Annotated in this window: 7 protein-coding genes; 2 read left to right on the top strand and 5 right to left on the bottom strand. The window is 42.8% G+C overall.

Features of this window, described 5'->3' with window-relative positions; translation table 11 throughout:
* Positions 1-373: 373 nt before the first annotated feature.
* Positions 374-1615 carry an outer membrane beta-barrel protein gene (locus DYADSP32_RS25885; protein WP_149240049.1) on the top strand — a complete coding sequence of 414 codons (1242 nt, stop codon included), beginning with the start codon at positions 374-376 and terminating at the stop codon, positions 1613-1615.
* Positions 1616-1643: 28 nt separating this feature from the next.
* On the opposite strand, the gene DYADSP32_RS25880 is transcribed toward DYADSP32_RS25885, so the two are convergent.
* Positions 1644-4058, bottom strand: a complete 2415-nt coding sequence (locus tag DYADSP32_RS25880; protein ID WP_149240050.1) for an ABC transporter permease — start codon at positions 4056-4058, stop codon at positions 1644-1646.
* A 95-nt stretch (positions 4059-4153) separates the two neighbouring features.
* Entirely contained in the window at positions 4154-6571 is a 2418-nt protein-coding gene (locus DYADSP32_RS25875; RefSeq protein ID WP_149240051.1) for an ABC transporter permease, read from the bottom strand.
* Between DYADSP32_RS25875 and DYADSP32_RS25870 the strand changes: the two genes are divergently transcribed.
* Positions 6570-6794, top strand: a complete 225-nt coding sequence (locus tag DYADSP32_RS25870) for a hypothetical protein (RefSeq protein ID WP_149240052.1) — start codon at positions 6570-6572, stop codon at positions 6792-6794. The genes DYADSP32_RS25875 and DYADSP32_RS25870 overlap by 2 nt on opposite strands.
* Positions 6795-6876: 82 nt before the next feature.
* Here DYADSP32_RS25870 and DYADSP32_RS25865 read toward each other — a convergent pair whose 3' ends face one another.
* The 3 genes from DYADSP32_RS25865 to DYADSP32_RS25855 all read right to left on the bottom strand — a co-directional run bounded on the left by DYADSP32_RS25865 (position 6877) and on the right by DYADSP32_RS25855 (position 12717).
* The gene (locus DYADSP32_RS25865) at positions 6877-7716 is read right to left on the bottom strand and encodes a carboxypeptidase-like regulatory domain-containing protein (protein WP_414618065.1); all 840 of its coding nucleotides are present in this window, start codon (positions 7714-7716) and stop codon (positions 6877-6879) included.
* Positions 7717-7817: 101 nt separating this feature from the next.
* A complete protein-coding gene (locus tag DYADSP32_RS25860; RefSeq protein ID WP_149240054.1) occupies positions 7818-10199 on the bottom strand; it encodes an ABC transporter permease in 2382 nt (793 codons plus the stop codon).
* 127 nt (positions 10200-10326) lie between these two features.
* A complete protein-coding gene (locus DYADSP32_RS25855; RefSeq protein ID WP_149240055.1) occupies positions 10327-12717 on the bottom strand; it encodes an ABC transporter permease in 2391 nt (796 codons plus the stop codon).
* Positions 12718-12801: the final 84 nt, after the last annotated feature.

Genomic DNA, 12801 nt, shown 5'->3' with positions numbered 1-12801 from the left:
TCGACCCGCGGAAGTTGAAGCCCTCGATAAACATCCCTGATATTTGACCGATGATCTGACTACATACCCAAAATTAGATCTGCGCAACTTAAATCTACCACAGAAATTTTCCTCCGGCTGTTGGGACTCAGTCTCGCTGACTGGATACTGAACCTGCTGTCCTTTTTTTAAAAATTTTTCTGCCGTGTGGCTCCATGTTTTATTTTTCCCGCAAACAACCTGCGGAGTGCGTAGGTATTTATTCATACTAAAATATGGCGGTAGGAAATAATTGTTTTGTCACCAGTATTCATTAATGATATATTTGCAAAGTTACGCCAATTGCCCGAAAAGGCGACCGATCTAAACTAAGGTACCCTCGTAATAAACTTTCATGAGATTATATTTACCCGCCATCATCTTGCTGCTAACCATTTCTAATTCTTCCGTTCTGCTCGCTCAGAAGAATTTTCAACGAGGCTACGTCGTTGTTGAAAAGGAAGACACGCTCCATGGGTTAATTAACAGACGTAATTGGGCGAAAAACCCTATCACTATTGAGTTTAAGACGACACCTGAGGGGGGCAGCAGTAACTATGATATGAGTCAGATCGTTGCTTTCAAGGTCGAAGACGAATCTTACGTCAAGGCTAATGTAATGACAAATGTGAGCTCATTCAACCTGAACGATCTTTCCAGTTCGCCCACACCTAAAATGATACCTGTGACAGCGCTTCTACGCAAAATTGTTGAAGGCACTAAATGCCTCTACTCTTTGGAAACAAATGACATCCGGCGGCAATTTTATATCTATGAAGATTCAAAATTTGAACCACTCATTTTCCACAAGTATACTCCCGGAGGGGATGTATCAAAAATTATTGAGGTAGAAACCTACAAGCAACAACTTCAAAAATACCTCGGAGACTGCGCTTCTTTAAAAATTAATTCGCTTAAATATGAACTGACTTCTCTGTCATCAGTAGTAAAAAAATATTACGATTGTACGGGGGCCAATCCCACATTCAACCCTGAACCAGAAAAGCTTTCAATAAAGTCGGGCATTCTTGCCGGCTTTACCAGATCCAAATTAGAGTTCAGGGGTAGTGATATTTTTTATGGACCTTACATAACCAACTTCAAGCCTTCGTACCGACCAACCGTCGGTGGTTTTCTGAATCTTACTTTCGCCAGAACCCGTAAAAAACTGTCTCTGAACAATGAGGCTTTGCTTACATTTCTTAAATCAAAAGAAAATATCGAATTTTTGACAAGCAATGGGGCATTGCAAAGGTCAGAAACGATGTTCAGTTTAAACTATTTAAAGTTCAATAACCTTGTAAGTTACAAAGTAGTTGACAATAAATTCAACCTGTTTCTAAGCGCGGGCATCTCCAACGCATTCATAATCTGGCAAAAAAACTATTTAGAAAGCACTGAACGGAACAACGGAACCCGCGGAAAAGCTATAAATGACACTCGTAAACATGAGCAGGGTATAGTATTTGGGGTTGCCACTCAGGTCAAAAAGACTTCCTTTAATTTACGGTATGAAATGACTAATGGAATATCCCCATACAGCGATTTAAAGTCCGTGATCAGACGCGCTTATCTATTGATTGCCTATGAGTTATAGTTGCTAAAAACGTGTATTCGAACTCCTCCTATTCGCTTCTCAAACTCTCAGCGGGATTCATAAATGCAGCCTTTATACTTTGAAAGCTTATGGTTATCAGTGCGATGGCCATTACGGAAATCCCCGTCAGGACAAATATCCACCAACTTATTTCTATGCGATAACTGAAATCTTTCAGCCACTCATTCATTCCATACCATGCCAGTGGCGAGGCAACAACAAGTGATAACGTCACCAGTTTTACAAAATCTATGGAAAAAAGGCTCAAAATATTGAAAGCGGTAGCTCCGATTGCCTTACGAATTCCCATTTCTTTTGTGCGGGATTCGACCATAAATGCCACGACGCCATAAAGACCGAGACACCCGATAAAAATGGCAATACCCGCCAGAATACGGAATAAGGAAAAAAGCTTTTCTTCCTTCTCATAAAAATTGTTGAGCGTTTCGTCAAAGAAGGTGTATTTAAACAAATAATCCGAATAAACCGACGACCAGGCTTTCTCGATGCGCTCAATAATGGCTTTATCCGAATTCTTTCCAAGCTTGATTCCGAGGTTGAAGTAATTGTCCTTTTTGGAGGTGAGCACACAAGGTATGATCTCCCTGTGTAAGCTATACGTGTTGAAATTTTTGACCACCCCTACAATGGGCAGCTTCACTTCCGAGCCCCCGATGGCCATTCTTTTACCCAGTATTTCCTCCGGGTTTTTCATACCCATTGCTTTCACAAAAGTTTCGTTCACTACGTACTCCCGAATGGTATCAGCAGGCAGATACATGCGTCCAGCAATTATTTCCATTCCATAGGTTTTCACATAAGCTGTGTCGGCCGGACGCATTACTACTTCAAAGTTGAGGAACTCCGAGTCATTTTCAAACTTAAATGCTGTTTGCCAGTTGCTCTGTGACATGGGTGTAAAGGCACTGAAAGTCATGGACTGAATACCGGCCTCCGGCAATAGCCTGGCTCGCAATGCATCCATTTTCTCAAAGTTTGTTTCCGGGATACGCACGTTTACAATGGCGTCTTTTTCAAAACCCACGTCCATCGTTCTGAAATGCTTCATCTGGCTGTAAGCAATTACGGTCCCGATCAGCACAACCTGGGATATGGTAAATTGAAGTATTATCAGTCCCCGGCGAAGGTTTGCCTCCCCATTCCCTCCCGATTTCAATTTTCCTTTCAGAGCCAGGATGGGCTGAAATCCAGAAACCACCATGGCTGGATAGAAACCCGCAAGCAACGTGGTAACAATGGCAAGAAAAGTCAGGAAAGTAATCACGACGGGGTCTGTAAAAAACAGAACGTCCTTGGAAGTAATGTTAAGCACTGACGCAACATAGGGCAGAATAAGCTGGGACACAGTCATGGCCAGCGCTACGGAAATAAAAGTGATGACCCCTGTCTCCGAAAAATACTGACGTAGCAGTTGTGCCCGGGTGCTTCCCAGCACTTTTCGAACACCCACTTCCCTCGCACGTCGCAATGCTTGAGCCGTCGACAAATTCACGAAGTTCACACAAGCTGCAATCAGGATAAAAATACCTACCAATACCATGGTCCAGATCATTCCTTTGCTGATGGTACGCCCCGTGTAATTACTCATTTTGGTGTTAAAATGAATCTCCTTGACAGGCTGGAGCAACAAATCAGTTTCGGAAGCCGTTTTGGCATCAAAGTATTTTTTATTGAAAGTGAGCAATTGTTTTTCAAACTGTTGCTCACTAACACTTTGAGGTAGTTTAAGGTAAATTTGTCCGCCTCCATAAGTAGAAACCCAGTCGTCCCAATTGGTAAACGCACCATAATCTTTGAGAGAGGAGAACGACAGCATCGTAAGAAACGGGAAATTTGTGGTAGCGGGTGGATCAGCAACAATGCCGGTTACCACAAAATCTCTGTGATTATTCACTCTTATTGTCTTCCCCATTGCGCCCGCCTTTCCAAAATATCTTTCAGCCTGACTTTTAGCCAATACTACCGACCCCGGATTATTCAAAGACGTAGATGGAGAACCCTTCAGCCACTCGTAATGCAGTGATTTAAAATACTCCGGTCCGACAAAAGAAACGGTATATTGCGGATCTTCATACTTCTTTTTAATGCCGTTTTCCGTAGTCGTAATCATAGTTTCCCGCATCGCATAAGTACAAGTGATCTGGTCCTTGATTTCCGGAAAATCGCTTTTCAGCGCAGCAAGTACTGGTAGTGGCATACCCTGGGAATAACCTTTGTCCCCACGTTCCTTCGTATACCTGATTAACCGGTATAACTGATCAACATCCGGGTGATGCATGTCAAAGCTGGTTTCATACCGCACGGTAAAGAAAATCAGCAAACAACAGGCTAATCCCAGCGTGAGACCAATCACATTGATTACTGTGAAATTCCAGTTACGACGAAGGTTTCGTAATGAAGTAATGAAATAGTTTCTGATCATGGCTGTAAGGTGATTGGAAGAAAAGAAGGAAAGAGTCAGGAGTTGTCATTTTCAGTCAGGTATTGTTTCCAACCCGTGACGGCAAATGACAATTTTCATTCCGACTTCAAACTCTCAACGGGGTTCATCAATGCCGCTTTTATACTCTGAAAACTAACGGTCGCAACGGCGACAAAAATCGCAGAGATGCCTACCCCGACAAAAACCAAAGGGCTGATTTCAATGCGATAAGGATAGTTATCCAGCCATTTTTGCATAAAAAACCAGGCTAGTGGTGAAGCGATCAGAATGGCGATGACAACCAGTTTTACAAAATCCTGAGACAATACAAAAACAAGGTTTGGAATACTGGCTCCCAATACTTTTCGCACACCGATTTCCTTGGTTCTTTGCTCTATCACAATCAGCGCCACTGCAAACAGCCCAAGGCAGGACAACACGATGGCGATTCCCGAAGCGAGGCTGAAAACATTTGAAAGCCTTTGTTCTTCTTTATACCAATTGTTGGTATTCTCATCCATGAAAGAGCCCTGGAACTCCGATTCCGGCGTAATCTCTTTCCAAACAGTTCTGAGCTTATCCATGGATTTGGACAAACTTTGCGGTGTGACTCTCACAAAAATATAGCCCGGTGTATTGTTCAGATAAATGGTGATCGGCTTCTTGTCATTTTTTGCAGAATACAGATTAAAGTCCGGAATGAGTCCGATAATCTGGATTTTGGCACCAGCCGTATCCGTTTGAAAATACTTCCCTACGGGATTAGGCTCTCCAATCATTTTAGCCATACTCTCCGTGATAATAACGCGGTCGGAAGAATCGGCAGGATAGGCTGGATCAAACTCGCGTCCACCCAAAAGTTTGATATTTAATGTCTTGAGATAATCGTAATCTACACCAAGCCAGTCTGTAGAAATCTCCTTTTCCTTGTATGTGAAACCCATTACGCTCCGGGAAGTACTTCTGTCAAGACCAAGCCCAAGATTAACCCCGCTCCCCGAAATGGCGAGAACATTTGGATCACTGACCAGAACATTTCTTATTCGCTGCATGGCTATTTTACCGTTAATCTTGTTTCCGACAGGAATACTGATCACCTCCTCTTTTTGAAAACCCAACGGCTGATTCCTCAGGTGATTGACCTGCTGAACAGCTATAATGGTACAGCATATTAAAAGACTTGATAGGGAAAACTGAGTAATGATCAATGTATTACGAAGAATACCGGGCTTCTTCATCGTCACCTTTCCTTTCAAAACCTCCACGGCATTGAATTTGGACATTTGCCAGGCAGGATACCCCCCGGCTAACATCGTAACCAGAACAAACAACCCCAGAATTAAAGCAATCTTATCTGGTTGAAGCATAAAGCCCAGACTCAGTTTTGCCTGAAAAGTGGCATTAAAAGTAGGGAGCAACAGGATTGCCAGTACAATTCCCACCAAAAACCCGGCAAAACAAATAACGGCAGCTTCTCCCCATATCTGCACAAAAAGTTGATTTTTGAGTGCTCCAAGGGATTTCCGCACGCCAACTTCCCTGGCTCGGATAAACGACCTTGCCACATTGAGATTAATGAAATTGATGCAGGCAATGAGCAGTATAAAAAATGCGATGCCCATCAGCGCGTACACCAGCGCTTTGGGTGCTGCTCCACCGCCACCTGCGATGTCCGTGTCAAAATGGATATTCTTCAATTTTTGCAATCTTAAGGCAAATAGGTCACCCCGTTCATCCGCCTTAGCTCCTTGTTTTTTAAGAGCCGCTATATTACCAGCAAAATATTTTCGGGCAAAAGGTCTAAGGCGTTGCTCAAAAGTAGCCTGACTGGTATTTGCTCCCAATTTTAAATAAACCTGATGCGAATGTGAGTCCCAGGCATCTTTTTCTCCCTGATAGCCTCTGTAATTTTCAGATCGTACAAAAGCATCAAATCTGATTGTCGAATTTTCTGGAACGTCGGCCAGCACACCCGTAACGATATATTGCTTTTTACTCCCAGCCAATCCCAATTGCAAAAACTGTCCTAGGGGGTCTTCATTAGCAAAAACTGCCTTCGCCATATTCTCAGTAATTACAATACTGCTCAAATCAGCGAGCGCAGACTCCCGGTTACCTTTGACGAATGGGAATGAGAATATCTTCAAAAAATCAGGCTCTGTGAATTTAACTTGTTTATCGAAGAACTTGCCCTTGTATTCAACAACATCACTGGAATTCACAATTCTTGCAACCGCTTCAATTTCTGGAAATTCCGACTTCAAAGCAGGCGTAATCGGGAAGGGCATGGAACCTGACTTCTCAACTTTTTCAGGATTATTGGAAAAGAAATAGGTCTGGTAAATCCTATCCCCGTCTTCATGAAAATCGTCGAACGTTAACTGAAAGTAGGATGTCAGGAACAGAAAAACGCTGACGCAGAATGCCACTGAGAGTCCAACGATATTTATAAAGGCATAACCTTTACTTTTCCAGATATTACGGAAGGCGATTTTCAGGTAGTTTTTGAACATGGCTGTTGGCAGTGAGCTATTGGCTTTGCGCTATTATCAATTAGTCGTGGTAAACAATGATTTTACCTGTATTATCGTACCAACCAGCACCAACATTTATAAATCATTGACAATCAAACCAATAATACCAAATCGTTTAAAGAAAACGTTCAGAATCGAACACTTTTTGTTCGGTGTTGAACAAGGTGTAATTTCAGAAAAATATCAAAAAGGATTCAATTGAATGGAGTGAAAGTCTAAACCATAAGCTCCAAACATTTCAAGCCAACAACGCTTACAAAATTGACCCGGTTCTGGCAAAAGCCCTATTCATCCGAAACTTTCTGGTTTCCAAGCTTATATGTCTCTAAATACATGGTTGGCGTGTATTTTAACCTTAGTACCGAGAATGTTTCCTCGGGCGTTTTTCTGCTGTATAAAAACCCTTCCTTTCGTGAAGTTGAAATAGTCAGCTGATAACTCTCGTTCCTCTCTTCGCTTTTTACCCATGCATCAACCCATTCCACAGCGACAATGATATTTTGATGAATCACGAGGTTATACTTGGATAAATCAACATCTACCCACCTTTGACCTTTGTAAGCATTAAAAAACACATTTTCTTTCAATAATTCAGCTTTTAAATCGCCTGAATAATTCTCTCCTAAGGGTAGAACATGGAGCCTGAAACGCACGCTATCAAATTCACAAGCCTCGAGATGCATTTTAAATTTACCCAGTTTTAGCGGGGTCTCGTTGGTTTCAACAGCAACGCCTCTCAAACGACCTCTTGAACTATTATAGTCTCCCCAGCCCGTGTATCGCGCACTTGGATTTTTGTTGCCGATAACAATTACTTCTCTTTTGCCACGAGCCACCACCTCATTAAGTTGAAGGGCATAAGGGTCAAGCTTAATCTCATATTGAGATTGCATCACATCACGCTTGACAAATGTTTTAGAATGGTAGCCAAGGTAACTTACAACGATTGTATCAGTCACAGCTGCATTCGCTATATTAATATGGAAATACCCCTCCGAATCAGCTATTCCGCCAATGCTTTTTCCTTTAATTCCAATACTGGCATACGGCAAAGGAGTCGCATTTTGACTATCGCTTATCCTCCCTGTAAATGCTTGTCCGAATACGCCAATGGGTAATCCCATTAGAAAACACAGGAATCTGGTTTTAGAATTTAGCATACCGATATTAAAGAACGACCAAACCATCAAAATACAATTTCTAAACACCCCTTGCCTGAAAGCCTCTACTCACTCCTCAAACTCTTCACCGGATCCATCAATGCAGTCCGGATACTTTGAATACTTACCGTGACAACCGTAAGAAGCAAGGCCGAAAAGCCTACAAGAGCAAAAATATACCATTCAACCGAGATGTGATACTCAAAGCTCGACAGGTAGTTTACCATAAAGCCATAACCAACCGGCACGCCGATTGCGACCGAAATAAGTACCAATACAACAAAATCCCGTGATAAAAGAACTGCAATTCCAGCAACACTGGCACCCAAGACTTTCCGTATACCCACTTCTTTGGTACGCTGATTTCCTGCCAATGTAATAAGCCCAAAAATACCCGCCAAAGCGATAATCACAGAAAGTGTTGTAACAAAGTTGAGCATTTTCCATATCCCATCCAGATGATTATACTGGCGACTGATTTCGTCTGTCAGGTAAAAATATCTGAATGGCTTTTTAGCGGGAATTTTCTTCATTTTTGATTCTAGGTCTGCCAGTACTTGTTTTGCATGAATGATGTTATGAAATTTGATTGTCACATAACTGTTCAGTCCTTCAGGCCCTTCATACCAGTGCAAAAGTGGCTCGATTTTCTCTTTCAGATCCTGGTAATGGAAGTCCTTCATCACACCAACGACCGTGTAAATTTCGGGATTACTCTTCTGACGGAGGCGTTTACCCACTGCCGATTTCCAACCCATTGCCTTCATCGCAGATTCATTGATCACCACATGTTTATAAGCCTGGTTTTTATCCAGTTCATCCGAAAAATCTCTCCCTTCAAGCATTTTGATGCCAAATGTTTCAGCATACCGTGCCCCTGTACCCACATGCTTGAAACGTATTTCCTTATCCGTTGCTCCCTCTGGCAAATAGGCATTGTAGTTACTCCAGTACTTCGTCGGCACCACGCCCGAAGTAGAAACACTTTTCACTCTCGAGTCCTGATTCAAATCATCCAGAATCGGCTTGAAGTGACTCATGGCGGCTTCCTCGTCTTTATACTGCATATCGGCCTGCACAACGACAACGCCTGTTTTATCAAACCCCAGATTCGCCTCCCGCATAAAGCTGATTTGTTTCCTGACAGTAATGGCACCGATGACGAGGCCAAAGGAAATCACAAATTGGATAACAATCAGTGTTCCTCTACGCCATCCTCCCGATTGAGGTTTATTGGTGAGTTTCCCCTTGATCGTGTCCCGGATATCGAGGCGGTTCAGATACAGGGCGGGATACGTTCCTGCTACCACTGTAATTAAAGTGATGATCCCAACCAGCGTCAGAATGGTGACATAATCCTGCTCCCAGCTGATGATGAGCTGCATCCGCTCTTTACGAAACTCGTTGAACTGCGGAACCAGATAAAATATTCCGAAAAGAACGGAAAGAAAAAGAGAAGCGATCAGAACGATCCCCGATTCCGTCCAGAATTGAATCAGAATTTGCTTTAACGTCGAACCCGTAACCTTCCGGACCGCCACTTCTTTTGCCCTGGTAAATGAAATGGCCGTATTCAGATTGATGAGATTGATACTGATGATCAGTATAATAAAACCAGCAATGGCAATCGAACCATAGATCATCCATTTGAAACCCGGGTTTTCGTAGTGAATATATTCCGCAAGCGGGGCTACTCTGATTTTCCTGTCCTTTACCTCGTCACTGAAATGCGTTTTTGCAAAAGCAGGGAACTTGGCTTCCAGCTTGGGAATATCTGTGTCCTTCTTCACTTTGAGATAAACCCTTGCAAAGGTGTTATACCAATCCGCATTTTCGGCGAAATTCTTATTAGCTTCCAGATTCGCGATCGGCACCAGCACTTCAAATTGAATGGAAGAATTGGAAGGCACCGGATCCAGAACGCCCGTAACCGTGAAACTGAGCGTATCATTTACCGTAACCGTCTCACCCACCGGATTTTTCCTACCAAAAAGCACCTTCGCCACATCCTGATTCAACAGAATGGATTCCCGCTTTTTCAGAGCAGTTTGAGGATTACCATATTTTAATTTAAAAGAAAAAACATCAAAGAAAGTGGTATCCACATATTTGGTATCTCCCTGAATGTCTTTGCCTTTGTAATTGATCCAGACATTATTCCAGCCTTGTACGTGCGTTCCGGTTTCAATCTCAGGGAAGGTTTTCACCAGTTGATCCAGGATCGGGTAAACGGTCTGGTTATAGCGCCCATCTTTCCCCTCGGTCTGTACGAAATATAGCTGTTCGTTATTCTTGTGAAAGGAATCAAAAGTAACTCCTCGTTGCGTAAAAAGGATCAGGACACCCGCGCTTGCCAGTCCAAGTGAAAGTCCCAGCAAATTGATACCCGTAAACAGCCGGTTTTTCCAGAGACTGCGGAAGGCGATTTTTAGATAGTTTTTAAACATGGCTGTTAGCGATTAGCTTATGGCTGTTAGCTTTTAAAGACATAGAGTCGTTAGGGAAATTGATTTTTATTTTACAATTCGAAATCTGCATTTTACATCCAAATAGCTGATAGCCAAACACTAAAAGCTACTCGCTCCTCAACGTCTTCACCGGATCCATTAGCGCAGCTTTTATACTCTGATAACTAATGGTAAATAAAGCCACCAGCACTGCGCAAATTCCTGCACTAGCGAAAATGATCCAGTTCAGTTCCATTTTGTACTCAAATCCTTTCAGCCATTCGTTCATAAAATAGAAGCCAATCGGTGAAGCAACAATAATCGAAATAACCACCAGAATGATAAAATCTGTTGAAAGCAGTGTCACGATCGCTGACACTGATGCGCCCAAAACTTTGCGGATTCCGATCTCCTTAATTCGCCTTTCAGCCGTAAAGGTGGCTAGTCCGAACAAACCCATACACGAAATCAGTATGGCTATGACGGTGAACGTGTTGAACAAAGAAGCAGTACGTTGCTCGCTTTTGTATAGTCGATCATAAGTATCATCCAGAAATTGATAGGCCAGTGCACCGTTAGGAATCATTTCGTTCCAAATTTTTTCGACGGCCTTAATTGCTTCAGCTTCTTTGCCTGGCTGCGCTTTTACATACAGTCCCAAACTCCATGCAGGATCTTGAAACAATACGAGTGGTTCTATTTTCTCACGCAGACTTTTGAAATGAAAATCTTTAACAACACCAATCACCACCCCTTTTTTACCCTGAAAGTCAAATCGTTGCCCAATAAGCGGTTTTGGCAAATTCATTTTTTTGACTGCCGTTTCATTCAGCACAACATTACTCGCATCAGCGATGCCGTTCGGAGCAAACCACCTTCCCTCCTTCATCTTCAGACCAAACATTTTCCGAAAATTATCTTCGACGGCAAGTTGAGAAACTGTTGGATTGAAATCTTTAGGATGCCCATTCCAATCATAGGAACCCGTGGAACTGCTGCTGATCTGAACAATACTCTGGCTTGCAACGGTCACGTCTGCCACACTTGATTCGTTCAGAAGCCTTGCTTTAAATGTGGAGGGCTCAGCTTTCGATTTTAATGCCCAGGGAATCCGGAATGTAAAAGTGTGCGCACGATCGTAACCGAGTTCTTTTTCCCTGATAAATTTCATTTGCTGAAATACGACCAGTGTGGAAATAAGAAAAACGACTGCTACCGTAAATTGAACCACAACCAACCCTTTTCTGAAACTTCCATTGGCGGATCCCAAAACATTGTTTCCCCTTAAAATTTCGAATGGCTTGAAAGACGAAAGCAGCAGCGACGGGTAGACGCCAGTCAGCAAAATGGCAGTCAGGGTAGTCCCGACCAGTACATACCAAAGCGAAAGATTGGCTGGCGAAAACTCAAAAAATTTACCGGTAAGCGAATTGAAAGCAGGCATTAAGAAATAGATCAGACTCAATGCGAGACAAAAGGCAGCAAGGCAAGTCAACACGGATTCGGTCATGAACTGACCAAAAAGATGAGAACTTTTGGCCCCTAAAAGCTTTTTCACGCCAACTTCTTTCGAGCGTACACTGGCTCGCGCCGTAGTCAGATTCACGTAATTAATACAGGCAACCAAAAGGATAACAAGCGCCAAACCAAAGAAAATATAAATGCTTCGCCTGTCTCCCAAATCCTGGCTTGCTCCTTGTATCTGGTTGTTAAAATGTATATTAGCTAGCGGCTCTGCCGCCAAAACCGTATTTGTGGAGGGATTTCCGTCATCGTCTTTTTTCATAGTAGAGATGATCGAAGTCAGCTTTTTACCTAGTTTGGTTCGGTCGGCATCAGCTCTTAAAACCACAAATGTTTCATAGTTAAACTGGTTCCAGCTGTTGTCATTGGCATAACTTTTCGGGTTTGCCCAAAGGGCAGCGAGCGGAAGTATGTAGTCGTGTTGAAAACTGGAATTGGCCGGATTATTTTTATAAACCGCTGAAACGGTATAATCCAGTGTATCAATCCGGATAATTTGCCCCACCACATCAGACTTCTTAAAAAGCTGCAATGCTTTCGATTCGGTCATTGCGATATTTCGGACTCCAGTGGCAAAATCTGCCGCAGATCCGTCCACGAATTGGTAATCAAAAACCTCAAACCAGTTCGAATCGGCATAAATAGCATTTTCTCCATTGATTTTTCGGTCACCAATTTTGAGAGATAAAGTGGATGCAATCGTTTTGCGGGTCACCGTCTCCGTCTCCGGTAGTTTTTCTATCTCTCCGGCAAGTAGCATCGGCGTTGCTGCCCAGTGCCAGGTTTCCTCCTTGCTCACCTGCAAATGCGTAATGATCCGGCTGATTCTCTCTGATTTTTGATGATACGCGTCAAAACTCAATTCATTCTCAACCCAAAGCAGAATAAACACAGCCGCCACCATCCCACCCGTAAGCCCAAGGACATTCAAACTAGTGAATAATTTAGAACTCAACAGGTTCCGAAATGCGATTTTGATGTGGTTTTTTAACATAGCTTATGGCTGTTAGCGGCTGGCGATTAGCTTGGTTGTAACTGAAAAAATAAAAGAATTTGCCATTGGTTCTAATCACAAACG

Origin of the sequence: Dyadobacter sp. 32 (assembly GCF_902506755.1) — a bacterium.
Classification (GTDB): Bacteria; Bacteroidota; Bacteroidia; order Cytophagales; family Spirosomataceae; genus Dyadobacter.
This window is presented reverse-complemented; position numbering and strand designations above follow the sequence as displayed.